This window comes from Candidatus Accumulibacter sp. ACC003 (assembly GCF_907163085.1).
GTDB lineage: Bacteria > Pseudomonadota > Gammaproteobacteria > Burkholderiales > Rhodocyclaceae > Accumulibacter.
In genome coordinates this window covers 189,320-205,644 of the sequence record NZ_CAJQTX010000011.1, presented here as the reverse complement: position 1 = coordinate 205,644, position 16,325 = coordinate 189,320, and the positions used below count along the sequence as shown (strand labels likewise).

General features: G+C 63.8%; 13 protein-coding genes. All 13 read right to left on the bottom strand.

Annotation, left to right across the window (positions count from 1 at the left end; translation table 11 throughout):
- Positions 1-14: 14 nt before the first annotated feature.
- The 13 genes from rfaE1 to QZ656_RS22775 all read right to left on the bottom strand — a co-directional run bounded on the left by rfaE1 (position 15) and on the right by QZ656_RS22775 (position 16,321).
- Positions 15-947, bottom strand: a complete 933-nt coding sequence (rfaE1, locus tag QZ656_RS22835) for a D-glycero-beta-D-manno-heptose-7-phosphate kinase (RefSeq protein ID WP_291995543.1) — start codon at positions 945-947, stop codon at positions 15-17.
- Between the two features lie 83 nt (positions 948-1,030).
- Positions 1,031-2,200: a lipopolysaccharide assembly protein LapB gene (lapB, locus tag QZ656_RS22830; RefSeq protein ID WP_291995542.1), complete on the bottom strand. Its 1,170-nt coding sequence runs from the start codon at positions 2,198-2,200 to the stop codon at positions 1,031-1,033.
- A gap of 43 nt (positions 2,201-2,243) precedes the next feature.
- Positions 2,244-2,513 carry a LapA family protein gene (locus QZ656_RS22825; protein WP_291995541.1) on the bottom strand — a complete coding sequence of 90 codons (270 nt, stop codon included), beginning with the start codon at positions 2,511-2,513 and terminating at the stop codon, positions 2,244-2,246.
- A gap of 87 nt (positions 2,514-2,600) precedes the next feature.
- Positions 2,601-2,894 (bottom strand): integration host factor subunit beta, encoded by a 294-nt coding sequence (locus tag QZ656_RS22820; RefSeq protein WP_291995540.1) that lies wholly within the window; start codon positions 2,892-2,894, stop codon positions 2,601-2,603.
- A gap of 9 nt (positions 2,895-2,903) precedes the next feature.
- Complete coding sequence (rpsA, locus tag QZ656_RS22815) at positions 2,904-4,601, bottom strand: 30S ribosomal protein S1 (RefSeq protein WP_291995539.1); 1,698 nt, start codon at positions 4,599-4,601, stop codon at positions 2,904-2,906.
- A gap of 191 nt (positions 4,602-4,792) precedes the next feature.
- Entirely contained in the window at positions 4,793-6,778 is a 1,986-nt protein-coding gene (locus QZ656_RS22810) for a bifunctional 3-phosphoshikimate 1-carboxyvinyltransferase/cytidylate kinase (protein ID WP_291995538.1), read from the bottom strand.
- A gap of 2 nt (positions 6,779-6,780) precedes the next feature.
- Positions 6,781-7,668 carry a prephenate dehydrogenase/arogenate dehydrogenase family protein gene (locus QZ656_RS22805; RefSeq protein ID WP_291995537.1) on the bottom strand — a complete coding sequence of 296 codons (888 nt, stop codon included), beginning with the start codon at positions 7,666-7,668 and terminating at the stop codon, positions 6,781-6,783.
- Between the two features lie 25 nt (positions 7,669-7,693).
- A complete protein-coding gene (gene hisC, locus QZ656_RS22800; protein ID WP_291995536.1) occupies positions 7,694-8,782 on the bottom strand; it encodes a histidinol-phosphate transaminase in 1,089 nt (362 codons plus the stop codon).
- A gap of 29 nt (positions 8,783-8,811) precedes the next feature.
- Entirely contained in the window at positions 8,812-9,903 is a 1,092-nt protein-coding gene (pheA, locus tag QZ656_RS22795; protein WP_291995535.1) for a prephenate dehydratase, read from the bottom strand.
- A 106-nt stretch (positions 9,904-10,009) separates the two neighbouring features.
- On the bottom strand, positions 10,010-12,697 hold the full coding sequence (gene gyrA, locus QZ656_RS22790; protein ID WP_291995534.1) for a DNA gyrase subunit A: 2,688 nt from the start codon (positions 12,695-12,697) through the stop codon (positions 10,010-10,012).
- Positions 12,698-13,159: 462 nt separating this feature from the next.
- Positions 13,160-13,663: a hypothetical protein gene (locus tag QZ656_RS22785; protein WP_291995533.1), complete on the bottom strand. Its 504-nt coding sequence runs from the start codon at positions 13,661-13,663 to the stop codon at positions 13,160-13,162.
- Positions 13,664-13,813: 150 nt separating this feature from the next.
- Positions 13,814-14,848, bottom strand: a complete 1,035-nt coding sequence (locus QZ656_RS22780) for a hypothetical protein (RefSeq protein ID WP_291995532.1) — start codon at positions 14,846-14,848, stop codon at positions 13,814-13,816.
- Between the two features lie 165 nt (positions 14,849-15,013).
- On the bottom strand, positions 15,014-16,321 hold the full coding sequence (locus QZ656_RS22775) for an adenylosuccinate synthase (RefSeq protein ID WP_291995531.1): 1,308 nt from the start codon (positions 16,319-16,321) through the stop codon (positions 15,014-15,016).
- Between the last annotated feature and the right edge of the window lie 4 nt (positions 16,322-16,325).

The following is a 16,325-nucleotide window of genomic DNA, read 5'->3' as shown; positions in this document are numbered from 1 at the left end:
GGACTGGACTCACCTCACCTCAATGCCGCATCAAGCTCGGCACAGCTGACCACCGCCGTCCCGAGCTTGCCGACCACGACGCCAGCGGCAACGTTCGCCGCATGCACCGCGTCCGACCAACTGGCGCCACACGCCAGCATCACCGCCAGCGTAGCGATGACCGTATCGCCGGCACCCGACACATCAAAAACCTCTCTCGCCACCGCCTGCTGATGCACGGCACCCGCCGCATGGAAGAGCGACATCCCCTCCTCGCTGCGGGTCACCAGCAAAGCCTCCAGGCACAGCTCGCTGCGCAGCCTGGCCACCTTGCGAGCCAGCTCATCCTCGTCGTGCCAGCGACCGATCACCGCCCGCAACTCGCCACGATTCGGAGTGATGACGGTCGCCCCGGCGTACTTCGAAAAATCGTCGCCCTTGGGATCGACCAGCACCTTCTTGCCGGCAGCCCGCGCCAGGCGGATCATTTCGCCGATATGCGTCAAGCCGCCCTTGCCGTAGTCGGAAAGGATGACTGCGTCGCAGTCGGGCAGGCGCGACTCGAATTCGACAAGCTTGGCGCGCAACACCTCATGTGACGGAGACGTTTCGAAATCGATGCGCAACAACTGTTGCTGGCGACCGATGACGCGCAGCTTGACCGTGGTACTGATTGCCGGATCGACGTGCAGGCCGACATCGATCCGGCTGTCTTCCAGCAGCTTCTGGAGCGCCCTGCCCGCCTCGTCGTTGCCGACGACCGACAACAGGCCGACGCGCGCGCCGAGAGCGGCGACGTTGCGCGCCACATTGGCGGCGCCGCCCGGGCGCTCTTCGCGACGCGTCACCTTGACCACCGGCACCGGCGCCTCGGGCGAGATGCGCTCCACGTCACCGAACCAATAGCGATCCAGCATTACGTCGCCGACGATCAGCAGCCGCGCGGCCGACAGACTACCGAGGTCCATCGCGGCCTGTCTTGGCAGGGCGAGCGGCGCTCGCCAGGCGGCAACGCCCGCGGTCGGGCTCGGTGACAGGCAACATAATCCCCCTAAGGCGTCAGATCGAATTCTTCGGTGCGCTTCGGTGAGTAGGTTTCCCAACCACCACAAGCCGGGCAACGCCAATAGAACTGGCGCGCCTTGAAGCCGCAATTATCGCACCGATAGCGTGCCAGGCGGCGGGTGTAGCCCTGCACGATGCCCTTGGCCAGGTCGAGGTCGGGACGAATTTCCGGCGAGGCGAAGAGCAGTCTCGCCTCCAACAGCTTGTCGAAGCCGAGCAGCGTCGGATTGCGTCGCAGCTCGTCGCGAACCAGCCGGTACGCCGCTTCCGGCCCACCGCTCTCGAGTACCAGCTGAAAGACGACGTCGAGCAGGTCCAGCGATGGGTAATGCTCAAGATAGCCGCGCAAGAGCTGCAGACCCGCCTCGCGGCGATCCTGCTGGCGAAAAGCGTCGAGCAAGCGCTTGGCGACCAGCGCCAGATAAGTCGGATCCTGCTGCTCGATGCGCTGCCACGACGCGATCGCGGCAGCGAACTGATCCTGCTGGAAGAGCAGATCACCCTGGAGAAGGCTGGCGCGAACGCACTTGCGGTTGCGTTCGAGTGCGGTCTGCAGGTAGCTTGCCGCCAGCTCCCGGCGCGAGCGGATCATTTCGGCGGCGGCCAGCTCGCAATAGTATTCGGCGATTTCCCGGTGCGAGGCGAAGTCCGGCAGCTCGGAGGCGATGGCTATTGCCTTCTCCCAGTCTTTTTCGAGCTGATAGATCTCGAGCAGGTTGCGCTTGGCGTCTTCGGCCATCGCCGAGTCGCGCAACTTCTCGAACACCGCTTCAGCACCGTCGAGCAGGCCCGCCTTGAGATAGTCCTGCCCCAGTTCGGCCAGCGCCTGCAGCTTCAGGTCTTCGGCAAGATCGTCACGGTCGACCAGATGCTGATGCATGCGGATCGCACGCTCGGTTTCACCGCGGCGACGGAACAGGCTACCAAGCGCGAAGTGGATTTCGATAGTCTGTGGATCGACCTTGACGGCTTCAACGAAAGCCTCGATGGCGCGATCGGGCTGCTCGTTGAGCAGGAAATTAAGGCCCTGGAAATACGAGCGCGGCAGCGCGCGCGACTCCTTCACGAGGTGCCGGATATCGATCCGGGCGGCCGCCCAGCCCAGCCCGAAAAACAGGGGAAAAAGCAGCAGCTGCCAGTACTCGAACTCGATCATGGCGTCGACTTCAGGCCACCCACCGCTTGCTTCCCGGGCGGCGTCACATCTGGTGCCCCTGCGGGCCGACGACGCTGGTCTGCGCCACCCTGAGCGCACGCTTCAGCCGGGCCACTTCGCGACGCTGAGAAAACAGCGTGGTAAACAAGGACAGTGCCGCAAACACCGCGCCGCCGGCGAAAGAAGCCAGCAGAACAATCACCAGGGGTGCCTGCCAGACGGTGTCAAGGAAGAAGCGAACGCCCACCGGGTCGGTGTTCTTTATGGCGAACGCAAAAATAACGAGAAACAGGATAATTCTCAGAAACCACATCACAGAACTCATCAATCACCTTATCGCAGGAAACGGGCGACAACTTTCGTTGCCGCCCGCAGACCGACATAGCAGACCACAGAGCAATCAGATCAAATCCAGCACACCGTCGACGCGCTCCCGCAATTCCTTGCCTGCCTTGAAATGCGGCACCCACTTTTCCGGGACATCAACCTTCTCGCCCGATTTGGGATTGCGGCCTACTCGTGGCGGCCGATAGTTCAACGCGAAACTTCCGAAGCCGCGAATCTCGATGCGATCACCTTTGCCCAGGGCCTCGGCCATCGCCTCGAGAATCATTTTTACTGACAAGTCCGCATCCTTGGCGACCAGTTGAGGGAAGCGCCCGGCCAACTGGCCGATAAGGTCTGACTTGGTCATCTACCAACCCTACTGGGGATTGTTCAGCTTGGCTTTGAGCAAAGCACCAAGGTTGGTGGTGCCCGAACTGGCGCTGTTATCGGCAGAGAACTTCTGCATCGCCTCGTTCTGCTCGGCCTGATCCTTGGCTTTGATCGACAAGCTGATCGAACGAGTCTTGCGATCGACGTTGATAATCATCGCTTCGAGCGTATCGCCTTCCTTGTACACCTTGGTCAGATCGTCAATCCGGTCACGCGACACTTCCGAAGCACGCAGGTAGCCCTCCATGTCGCCATCGAGCATCACCACTGCGCCACGCGCATCAACCGACTTGACCACCCCGCGGACGACGCTGCTCTTCTCGTGGGTCGCGATATAGCTGGTGTAGGGATCGCCGTCGAGCTGCTTGATACCCAGCGAAATTCGCTCCTTGTCGGTATCGATGGCCAGCACCACCGCATCCACCTCGTCGCCCTTCTTGAAGTTGCGAATTGCTTCTTCGCCGGGAAGCGACCACGACAGGTCGGACAGATGGACCAGCCCGTCAATGCCGCCTGGCAAGCCGATGAATACACCAAAGTCGGTGATCGACTTGATCGCGCCGCGGACGCGATCACCCTTCTTGTAATTCATCGAGAAGTCGTCCCACGGGTTGGCAGCGCACTGCTTCATACCCAGGGAAATACGACGCCGATCTTCATCGATTTCGAGGATCATCACTTCGACTTCGTCACCCAGCTGGACGACTTTGGACGGATGCACGTTCTTGTTTGTCCAGTCCATCTCGGAGACGTGCACCAGACCTTCGATACCCTGCTCGATCTCGACAAAGGCGCCGTAATCGGTGAGATTGGTGACTTTGCCGAAGAGGCGGGTAGACGACGGATAGCGGCGGGAGATACCCACCCACGGATCTTCGCCAAGTTGCTTGAGACCCAGCGAAACACGGTTCTTTTCCTGATCGAACTTGAGGATCTTGGCCTGCAGCTCGTCGCCGACCGCGAGGACTTCGGAGGGATGACGAACGCGGCGCCATGCCAGGTCCGTAATATGCAGCAGGCCATCGATGCCGCCGAGATCGACGAAAGCGCCGTAATCGGTGATGTTCTTGACCACACCCTTGACGATGCTGCCTTCCTTGAGCGCTGCCAGCAGTGCATCACGCTCTTCACCGACGCTCGCTTCGAGAACGGCGCGGCGCGAAACCACGACGTTATTACGCTTGCGGTCGAGCTTGATGACCTTGAACTCGTAGGTCTTGCCTTCGTACGGCGTGGTGTCCTTGACCGGCCGCATATCGACCAGCGAACCCGGCAGGAAGGCGCGAACGCCGTTGGTCATCACCGTCAAACCGCCCTTGACCTTGCCGGTGATCGTACCGGCGACCAGGCTACCGTCGTTCAGCGCCAGCTCCAGCGCATTCCACGCGGCGACGCGTTTGGCCCGGTCACGTGACAGGCGCGTTTCACCGAAGCCGTTCTCCAGCTGCTCGATGGCCACCTGGACGAAGTCACCGACACCGACTTCCAATTCACCCTGATCGCTCAGGAATTCTTCGAGGTCAATATAGCTCTCGGACTTGAGGCCGGCATTGACCACGACAAAATTCTGGTCGATGCGCACCACTTCGGCGGTGATGACCTCGCCTGGGCGCATTTCCTGGCGTCCGAGGCTTTCTTCGAAAAGATCGGCAAAGCTTTCTTGCATTGTGGGATTGTCTGACATATGGATTGAGTTACCTAACCGCAGAGCTGCGGGGTGAGTTGAAAATCATCACCAGCCCCAACCGCTACCGACGCCTCAGCAGAACCGGCAGCGAGGACACGACACCATCACACCCTGAGGCGAACTTACCGCTGGGCAGACGGAACGACGCGTGGAACTGGTAACACCTTGGGCCAACGGCAAGCGCCGTTTCACCCTTGTTCGGAGACCTTGTTGACCCAGTCCAGCACCTGCCCCACCGCACTGGCGATGGTCAGGTTTGTCGTGTCGAGCAATTCAGCATCCGCACTCTGCTGCATCGGCGCGACGCTACGTTGACTATCGCGTTCGTCACGTTCGCGCAAATCTCGCAAGAGGGCTGCAATATTAGCAGCGATTCCTTTTTCGATCAACTGCTTATGACGTCTCTCCGCGCGCACCTCGACAGCCGCGGTGAGGAAGACCTTGGTCAGCGAATCAGGGAACACCACCGCGCCCATGTCGCGCCCGTCGGCCACCAGTCCGGGATGTCGGCGAAACGCCCGCTGCCTGAACAACAGCGCTGCCCGCACGGCGGGAATTGCCGCCACCAGAGAAGCGCCCGCCGAGATCTCCTCGCTGCGGATGGCGTCACCGACATCGTCGCCCGACAGGGTCATCGCGCCGCCAGCGAAACTGGCGTCGAGTGCAGCGGCAATCGCCGCCACGCCGGCCTCGTCGTGCCAGTCGACCCCAGCCCGGCGAGCGGCCAGCGCGGTCAGCCGATAGAGCGCGCCAGAGTCGAGGTAATGCCAGCCGAGCGCCGCGGCGACCCGCGCGGCGACCGTCCCTTTGCCCGAAGCCGAGGTGCCGTCGATGGCGACCACGGGTACCGGCTGTGTGAGCTTGGCGAAGCACGCAAAATAATCCGGGAAGGTCTTGGCGACGGTCTGCGGGTTGTTGATCCGCAGTGGCGTCGCCAGCGCCGCCAACGAAAAACACATCGCCATGCGGTGGTCATCGTAGGTGTCGATGACCGCCGGCCGCAGACCCTGGCCCTTGAGCGGCGGCCAAACGCGGATGAAGTCGTCGCCGGCGTCGACCGTCGCCCCCAGCTTGCGCAATTCGGTGGCCATCGCCGCGATGCGATCGGTTTCCTTGACTCGCCAACTGGCGATGTTGCGCAAGGTGCTCGGCCCTTCGGCAAACAGCGCGACGATGGCCAGCGTCATCGCCGAATCCGGAATGTGATTGCAGTCGAGCTCGATGCCGCGCAGCTTGCCCGTCGCCGGCGCCGACGCTTCGATGCAGTCGGCACCAAAAGTAATCGTCGCGCCCATCGCCGCCAGCGCGTCGGCAAAACGCACGTCGCCCTGGAGCGAATCGCGACCGACGCCGGCAACGCGCACCGGGCCACCGCCAATCGCCCCGAGGGCCAGGAAGTACGACGCCGACGAGGCGTCACCCTCGACCTCGACGACGCCCGGCGAATGGTAGGCACTGTCAGCGGCAACCGTGAAGCGCTGGCTGCCGTCACGCCGTACCGAGACACCAAAACGTGCCATGGTCGCCAACGTGAGATCGACGTAGGGTCGAGAAATCAGCTCACCAACGACTTCCACCGTCGTCGCCACAGCACGCAGTGGCAAGGCCATCAGCAGACCGCTGAGAAACTGGCTCGAGACGTCGCCGCGCAGCGTCACGACCTCGGCCGCGGCCTGATCCAGCGCCAACGAACGCGGCGTCGCAGGTGCCCGCGGCGGCGCAATCGCCAAGGGCGGAAAGCCCTGCTCCTCGAGGTAGCTGATCTCGGCGCCCAGCTGCCGCAAGCCATCGACCAGGTCGGCGATCGGTCGCTCGTGCATGCGCGCGACACCGGCGAGTCGGTAATCGCCGCCAGCCAGCGCCAGGACCGCGGTCAGCGGCCGCAAAGCCGTACCGGCGTTGCCGAGAAAGAGGTCGGCCCGGCGCACCGGGAAAACGCCGGCGACACCGCTGACGCGAAGCGTGTTTTCGGCCACCGTTGCGATGCGCACGCCGAGTGTCCGCAGCGTCTCGAGCATGCGCGCCGTGTCGTCGGAGTGCAGCAACTGGCGAACCTCGGTTTCGCCCTCGGCGAGCGCCGCCAGCAGCAGTACGCGGTTGGAGATACTCTTCGAGCCGGGCAGGCGAACGCTGCCGCCGGCCGTGACGAGCTGCGGCAGGTCAAGAAAGTCCACGGTCAGTCCTTCGTTTTGTTCTCGACCCACGCCCGCCGCGCTGTCCGCGCCACGTCGAAGGTCTCGTGCAGGCGAGCGCCGTTGTTGTCGTGCAGGGCTGCCCGCAAGTCGTCGAGCTGCGCCCGGTAGCGGTCGAGTTCGTCGAGCAAGGCCGTGCGATTGGCCAGGCAGATGTCGCGCCACATCTCCGGGTGGCTGGCGGCAATCCGGGTGAAGTCGCGAAAGCCGCTGGCGGCGAAAGCAAACAGCAAATCGCGGTTATCACGCCGCGCCAACTCGTGTACCAGGGCAAATGACAGCAGGTGCGGTAGATGGCTGACCGCCGCGAAAACCCGGTCGTGCTCGGCCGGCGTCAACTCCCTGATCAGGCCACCGCAACACTCCCACGCCGCGCGCACGCGAGCGATGCTCGCCGGCGTGCTTTCCGGCAGCGGCGTCAGTACCACGTGCTTGTGGCAATAGAGATCGGCACGCGCCGCCAGCGCGCCACTGTTTTCGGCGCCGGCGATCGGATGCGCCGGGACAAACTGGCCCAGGCGCTCGCCGAAATTCGCGCGCGCCGCAGCGACCACGTCCTCCTTGGTACTGCCGGCGTCGGTGACGACCGTCTGCGGCCCCAGGCAGGGGGCAATGCGCGCCATGATTTCCGGCGTCGTCCCGACCGGTGTGGCGATCAGCACCAGGTCGGCAGACGACACCTCCTGGCCGATATTGAAACCGACGCGGTCGACAATTCCCAGTTCGAGCGCCTGCGTCAGCGAACCCAGGCTGCGCCCGAAACCGACGACCTCGCCCACCTGCCCCGCGGCTTTGAGCGCCAGTGCGAATGAACCACCAATCAGGCCGACGCCAAAAACGACGACCTTGTCGAAAGCAGCGGTCGCGCTCATGACCGCCAATCACTGCCGTAGTTGATCATGCTGACGCCTCCAGCGCCGCCAGGAAGCGGCTATTTTCGTTTTCGGTACCAATCGTCACGCGCAACCAATCGGGCATCCCGTAGCCGGCGATCGGCCGGACGATCACCCCATGCTTGAGCAGCCGCTGGTTCACCGCCGCCGCGTCGGCCAGCCGGAAGGTGACGAAATTGCCGTGCGATGGAATGTGGCCATAGCCCAGCCGCTTGAGTCCGCCGACGATCTGCTCCATGCCGGCGCGATTGAGCGCGTAGCTGGCAGCGACGAACGGGTGATCGTCGAGAGCCGCGACGGCGCCGGCCAGCGCCAGGTTGTTGCAGTTGAATGGCTGTCGAACACGATTCATCAGGTCGGCGATCGCCGCCGAAGTCAGCGCATAACCGATGCGCAGACCGGCCATACCGTAGATCTTCGAAAAGGTGCGGGTGATCACCAGGTTCGGCATTTCGGCCAGCCAGGCGGTAGTGTCTACGCGCTCGGCCGGCGGCAGGTATTCGTTGTAGGCTTCGTCGAGGACGGCCACCACGTCCGGCGGCAGCGCTTGCAGGAAGAGCTTGAGCTGTGGATACGCCAGCAAGGTGCCCGTCGGGTTGTTCGGATTGGCTATCCACAACAGCCGGGTATCGGGCCGGATCGCCGCCCGCATCGCCTCGAGGTCATGCGAGAAGTCACTGGCGGCCGCGGCGATCGGCTCGGCGCCAGCCGACAGGGTCGCCAGCGGATAGACGGCAAAAGCGTATTCGGAATAGACCGCCGAGCGACCCGGCGCGAGAAAAACGCGCGCCACCAGGTCAAGCACGTCGTTCGAGCCATTGCCGAGAACGATGCGCTCGACCCCCAGGCCGCTACGCTCGGCCAGCGCGTGCTTGAGCTCGAAATCATCCGGGTAACGCGACAGCGTCGCCATCGCCTCGATCACTGCCGCCCGCGCCTTCGGACTCATTCCCAGAGGATTTTCGTTGGACGCCAGCTTGACGATCTGGTCTACGGCAAAACCCAGCTCGCGCGCCAGCTGCGTAATCGGTTTGCCGGGCTGGTAGGGCGAAATGGCCCGGATGTACGGTAAGGACTGCGTGTGCGGCGCCATCGGCGTTCCTCGCAAAGAAGTCAATTGGCCTAGTAGGCGGCCATCGGGTAGGAGCCGAGAATCTTCAGGTAGGGCGCACGCCGCGCCAGTTCGGCCAGCGCCGCTCGAACCGCCGGCTCGTCACGGTGGCCTTCCAGATCGACGAAGAAAACGTAGGCCCACAAGGTATGCCGCGCCGGTCGCGACTCGAGCCGGGTCATCGACACACCAGCGTCCGAAAACGGCGCCAGCAGTTTGCTCAGCGCGCCGGTCTGGTTGTGCGCCGACATGATCAGGGACGTCCGGTCACGCCCCGAAGGCCCAGCCTCCTGATGGCCGAGGACGACGAAGCGAGTGGTGTTGTTCGGCTCGTCCTCGACGTTGCTCGCCAGTTGCGGCAGCTGATAGCGGTCGGCAGCGGCCTGTCCGGCGAGCGCCGCCGCGCCCGGCTCGGCGGCCGCCAGTTGCGCGGCCTGCGCATTGCTGCCGACCGAAATGCGCTGCGCTTGCGGCAGCGAGCGGTTCAGCCACTCGTGGCACTGTGCCAGCGACTGGGCGTGCGAATAGACCTTGCTAACGGCGCTCAACGAAGTCTCGTTCGACAGCAGATGCTGGTGGATGCGCAACACCACTTCACCGCAAATCTTCAGCGGCGTCGTCAACAACAGATCGAGCGTCCGGCCGATGGCGCCCTCGGTCGAGTTCTCGATCGGCACCACCGCATAGTCGGCATGCAGAGCCTCGACCTCGCGGAAGACATCGTCAATCGAGGTCTGCGGCAGCAGGCGCGCCGCGTGGCCAAAGTGCTTGGTCGCGGCGCCCTCTGAAAAGGTCCCCAGTGGGCCGAGAAAAGCGACGCCCAGCGGCTGCTCGAGCGACAGGCACGCCGACATCACCTCGCGGAAAAACCAGGTGACGGTCTCGCCCGACAGCGGCCCCGGGTTCATCTGCTGGATGCGGTGCAGCACCTGCGCTTCGCGCTCGGGTCGATAAATGAAACCCGCTTCACCGTGCCGCGACTTGATCTCGCCGACCTGCTGGGCAAAGCGCGCGCGCTGGTTGAGCAGTTCCAGCAATTGCCCGTCGAGCCGGTCGATCTGCTCGCGGACAAGACCCAGCTCGCTCTGCAGGTCGTCGTTCATCGAACGGCGGCTGCCAGCGCTCGGCAGCGCGGCGCCGGCGATTTGCCTGCGCCGCCGACGCCCGGCAGCAGCGCGCCGGCGAGGCGCACGATGCAAAGCATGCGCTTTACTCCTGATCCGGATCGGCGGCCGGCTCGTCGACCTCTGGCGGAGCCGCTTGTTGATCCGCTTCGGCGGCTTCGCCCGCCTCGCCCGCCTCGGCCAGCTCGCCAACTTCGGGCACTTCGGGCACTTCGGGCACTTCGGGCAGTTCGGAATCGTCTTCGCTCTCGACGACCTTCTCCAGGCCGGCAAGCTTCTCGCCAGCGTCGAGCGCGATCAAGGTAACGCCCTGGGTCGCCCGCCCCAACTCACGAATCTCGCGGACGCGGGTGCGGATCAGCACCCCACCGGTGGTGATCAACATAATCTCGTCGTCGTCGCAAACCAGCCGTGCGGCGACGACCTTGCCGTTGCGTTCGCTGGCGGCAATCGCCTTGACGCCCTGCGTACCACGCCCCGAATGCCGGAAGTCAGCCAGAGCGGTACGCTTGCCGAAACCGTTTTCGGTCGCCACCAGAACGGTTTGCTGGTCGTTATCGGCGATCAGCAGCGACAACACGCGTTGCTCATCGGCCAAGCGCATGCCGCGCACGCCACGTGCCGTGCGGCCCATCGGCCGGACGTCTTCCTCGTCGAACCAGACCGCCTTGCCGGCGTCCGAGACGAGGATCACGTCCTGGCCGCCATTGGTGATTTCGGCACCGATCAGGAAATCGTCGTCGTCGAGCGCGACGGCGATGATGCCGCTCTTGCGCGGGTTCGCGAAATCCGACAGCGGCGTCTTTTTCACCGTCCCTTGCGCCGTTCCCATGAAGACGTAGCGGTCCTCGGCAAAATGCTTGACCGGCAGAATGGCACTGATCTTCTCGCCCTCCTCGAAGGGGAAGACGTTGACCACCGGCTTGCCGCGGCTGGTGCGCGTTCCTTGCGGCACTTCATAGACCTTGAGCCAATAGACCCGACCGCGACTGGTGAAGCAGAGGATGAAGTCGTGGGTATTGGCGACAAACAGGTGATCGACGAAATCGTCGGTCTTCATCGCGGCGGCCTGCTTGCCACGGCCGCCGCGTCGCTGCGCGCGGTAGTCGGCGAGCGGCTGCGATTTGATGTAGCCGGTGTGCGAGAGCGTCACCACCATGTCGACCGGCGTGATGAAATCGGCGATGCTCAGGTCTTGCGTGCTGACGACGATCTCCGAGCGGCGCTTGTCGCCGAACTGCGCACGGATACCGGTCAGCTCGTCGACGATCATCTCGGTAATCCGCTCGGGGCGCGCCAGGATGTCCATCAGGTCGGTGATCCGCGCCAGCAGTTCGCCGTAATCGGCAACGATCTTGTCGCGCTCGAGACCAGTCAGGCGCTGCAGGCGCAGTTCCAGGATCGCTTGCGCCTGCGCCTCCGACAGCAGATAACCGCTCGCCGACAGACCGTATTCGAGATCGAGACCGGCGGGACGCGTGGCATCGAGCTTGGCGCGCTGCAGCATCTCGGCGACCGTCGGCGAGGTCCACAATCTGGCCATCAGCCCGCGGCGCGCATCGGCCGGCGTCGGCGACGCCTTGATCAGGGCGATGATCTCGTCGACGTTGTCGAGCGCCACCGCCAGGCCTTCCTGAATGTGCGCGCGCTCGCGAGCCTTGCGCAATTCAAAAACCGTACGCCGGGTGAGCACTTCGCGCCGGTGCCAGAGGAAACACTCGAGCATCTGCTTGAGGTTGAGCAAGCGCGGCTGGCCGTCGACCAGCGCCACCATGTTCATCCCGAAGGTGTCCTGCAGCTGCGTCTGCTTGTACAAACAGTTGAGCACCACTTCGGCGACTTCGCCACGCTTGAGCTCGATCACCACGCGCATGCCCGACTTGTCGGACTCGTCGCGCAGATCCGAAATGCCGTCGATGCGCTTGTCGTTGACCAGTTCGCCGACCTTTTCGAGCAGCGTCCGCTTGTTCACCTGGTACGGCAGCTCGTCGATGATGATCGCCTGCCGATGACCCCGATCGAGGTCCTCGAAATGCGTCCGGCCGCGCATCAGAACGCGGCCGCGGCCGGTCCGATAGCCCTCGTGCACACCGGCGATACCGTAGACGATGCCGGCCGTCGGAAAGTCGGGGCCCGGCACCAGCTCAATCAGTTCGTCGATCGTCGCCGCCGGGTTACGCAGTAAGGCCAGGCAGGCATCGACGACTTCGCTGAGGTTGTGCGGCGGAATATTGGTCGCCATACCGACGGCGATCCCCGACGAGCCGTTGATCAGCAAGTTCGGAATCCGCGCCGGCATCACCAGAGGCTCTTCCTCCGAACCGTCGTAGTTGGGTCCGAAGTCAACGGTCTCCTTGTCGAGGTCGGCCAGCAACTCGTGACCGATACGCGCCATGCGCACTTCGGTGTAGCGCATCGCCGCCGCATTGTCGCCGTCGACCGAACCGAAGTTGCCCTGCCCATCGACCAACATGTAGCGCAGCGAGAAACTCTGCGCCATACGCACGATGGTGTCGTAGACCGCGATATCGCCGTGCGGATGGTATTTACCGATGACGTCACCGACAATCCGCGCCGACTTCTTGTAAGGCTTGTTCCAGTCGTTCGAGAGCTCGTGCATGGCGAACAGAACACGACGATGCACCGGCTTGAGACCATCGCGAGCGTCCGGCAGGGCGCGTCCGACGATCACGCTCATCGCGTAATCGAGATACGATCGACGCATCTCGTCTTCGAGGCTGATGGGCAGGGTTTCTTTGGCGAAGGCTTCCATCATTTTTCCCGCTGGCGACGTGACTTCCGGAGCGATGTCATCGTCTTGATCAAGCCCGCAATTCTAGCACGGCAAGGCCATCGCCGGGCCCGGCAAGTCGGTGATTCTCGGACGTTCTGGCGGCAACGCTGCCGAGAACAAGATCCAGCAAGTTATCTTCGACGGTTGGCGCGCACCGCGGTCCACTGAGCGCGCGACCCGAACGCCTGCCGCACGGCTCCTCAACTCAGCGAAAGGTCCGCGCTGCCTGGCGAGCAGGAGCTGCCAGCCAGAACGTGTGCAGCGATCGACCCGTAGGGTCAGGCACGAGACCTGCCTTCACCGTCTGGCACACGCCCGCGGCGATCAACTTTGTCGACAAACACTTGCCACGCCGTGGCCTCGGCAGACGGCGCGACAGGCGTGGCTGTCGGCCGTGATTCGCGATCGCCGCTGGCGAATGCGGCGCGACCAAGCGTTCGGTCAGTTCCTCGCCGCGGGCTTTGCCAGACGCGCGGCGTTGGCGTTCACCTGGCGAAGTATCGGCTGCAGTCCTTGACTCGCGACATCGGCGGCGACGCCCCACAGCTGAAACCAGCCGAGCGTGGCGTTGATCAGCGTCGTCGCCAACGCTCCCTGGCGCGCCCGGAAGTCATCGGCGCTACGGCTGCCAAGCAGCGACACGCTGTCGCTACCGCACGCCAGTGTCGATTCGGCGGCGTGCGTCCAGAAACGCTGCGCAGCTGGAATCATCGCTGACGCCATCGCGATCGCCGACTCCAGCGGCACCTCGACCTTCTCCTGGACCATTAGCGCGACTTCGGCGCAGACCGCCTGGCCGGTCGTCGGCCCGGCGCGCAGCAAGCGGCTGCTGCGCTGACTGATAACCTCGCTCGAGGCGACCATCAACTGGCTGGTCTGCCGCCCGAGCCGGGTGCACTGCAGAACCGGCGCAAGCAACTGGTCACGAAGTTCTTCTCGATTCATGCTTGATTCTCCTGGACGTCTGACGGACATGTGAACACACATCCATGAGTGGCTGATGGGTGACTGCCGATGGCAGCGTTCAGTGCGCATCCTGGTCCGCGGCCTGGAGCATGGAATAGGCCGCGCTGGCAGCGATGCGCCGCCCGGAGTTTACAGGGAACGCGCCGCCGCGTCGAAATTGATTAACCGTGCAGGCGCTTCGGCGCGCGCGCAACGGAGCAGCACGAACGCCCTCTGCCGCGGCGACTCGCCGCGCAGATCGGCCAGACAGAAATCGATGTCGGCGGCGTGCTCGGTGCTCGCTTCGTCGATCAGCACGTTCATCGTATTCAGGCGCACACTTTTCTGCTCGACCCGCAAATAGCGCTGCGGGTTGGCGAGCACTTCCTGCAAGCACGCCAGCTCCATTTCCAGCGCCGACATGCTGTCACCGACGGCTTCCAGTTGCTGCTCGTTTTCGCGCAGCATCGCTGCCAACTGCTCCTGCTCGGAAGCGTTCGAAGCGGCCGCTGGAGCGGCGCCAAACATCCCGCCCAGACCTGAACCCTGCTGACGAAGTAAACGCAGGCGGGCCCGGATCAAGGCGCGATTGCCCTCCAGCTCCTGTCTTTTGACCCGGTCCTCGCCAATTTCTGCCAAGGCCTGCGCCAGCAGATACTCGAAGGCCTGCACACCGATGAGGCGGCGCAGTTCGGCCTCGTCGCGCCCGCAGATGTGTGCCCGGTGGTCTGAAAAGCTGACGCTGGTTTGCACGACATCGCGACGAACGATCGCCCCGTGCAACGCCGTGCCGAGGGACTGCTGCTCGCGGAAGGCCATGCCGAGGAGCAGCCAGGCCTCGTCAACTGCGGGATATTTTTCGAACAGTATGCGCAGATTTTCAGCGCGGCTGAGCGCTGTCGGAATATCCGCGGCGGCGACAAAAAATGCCCGCAGAGCGCGATCGGAAGACCAGATCGCCGTCGCCAGGGGTCTGGCACCGGGCAGCGTCTCGACCATCTCCTGCAGGAAGGCGATCGCCGTGCCTACCACCGGAGCCAGGCGGGCATGACACGACGGCAGTACATTCAGCCGTGGGTTGGTCAGCATGATCGCCTTTTCGGTCGCCGCGCGCAGCATCGCGCCGGACAACCGATCGCTATCGAACTGCGCCGGGCGGTTCTTGAACCAGGCGATAATTCCCATGCCTGCCTCCGTCGATTGCCAGCACCGGCGGCATCATATCAAGGAACGACAAGCTATCCAGAGGTCGCCGGCGGCACCGCACCGCACAGCGCAGCCTCTACCGGCTGCGGCAGCGCCGACGTTCGCTGCGGCGAGCGGGCGGCAGGGTAACCGGGGGAGCGGCGCTCAAGCCAGCGGATGGCGACGGACAATGGTCTCGGCACGTTCCGGACCGGTCGACACGATGTCGATCGGCACGCCGCACAGCTCTTCGATTTGATCCAGATAGCTGCGCGCGGCGGCCGGCAAGGCGTCGATGGTACTGGCGCCAACGGTCGACGTCGACCAGCCAGGCAAGGTCTCGAGTAGCGGCTCGCAAGCGGCCACCTCGTCGGCGCCCATCGGCAACAGGTCGATGGTCTTGCCGTCGAGTCGATAGCCGGTGCAGATTTTCAGCTCGAGCAGGCCGTCGAGGACGTCAAGCTTGGTGATGCACAGGCCGGTCACCCCGTTGATCTGGATCGACCGCCTGAGGGCGGCGATGTCGAGCCAGCCACAGCGGCGCTTGCGGCCGGTGACGGTGCCGAATTCACGCCCTTTTTGCGACATCTGATAACCCGGCAGGCCCTCTCTTTCGATATCCAGTTCACTCGGGAAGGGGCCACCACCGACGCGCGTGCAATACGCCTTGGTGATTCCAAGAACATAATGCAGCATGCCCGGCCCAACCCCGGAACCCGCCGCTGCCTGGCCGGCAACGCAGTTCGACGATGTGACAAATGGGTAGGTGCCGTGATCGATGTCGAGCAGCGCGCCCTGTGCGCCTTCGAATAGCAGGTTGTGCCCGGCCTTGTTGAGCGCATGCAGGGCGGCCGAAACGTCGCTCACCAGCGGCTTGACTTCCTCGGCGTCGGCCATCGCCTGCGCCAGAACGGCTTCGAAGTCGACTGCCGCGGCGCCGAGATGACGGGTCAGCACAAAGTTGTGGTAGTCGAGGTTTTCCCGCAGTCTCTCGGCAAAACGCGCCGGATAACAAAGGTCGTAGACCCGTAGCGCACGGCGAGCCACTTTATCTTCGTAAGCCGGGCCAATGCCTTTGCCGGTGGTGCCGATGCGCAGATCGGCGCACTTCGCCGCCTCACGCGCGTGATCAAGGGCGACGTGGTAGCCGAGGATCAGCGGACAGCCCGGACTGATCTTTAAACGCGAACGCACGTCAATGCCGCCCGACTCAAGCACCCGGATTTCGCTGATCAGGTGGTGAATATCGAGCACCACGCCGTTACCGATGAAGCACTCGACGCCCTCACGAACGATCCCCGAGGGCACCAGATTGAGCTTGTAGACCTTCTCGCCGACGACCAGCGTGTGACCTGCATTATGGCCGCCCTGAAAGCGCACGACACCCTTGGCGTGATCGGTGAGCCAGTCCACGATCTTGCCCTTGCCCTCGTCGCCCCATTGGGTGCCGACCACTACGACGTTCTTGGCCATTCCT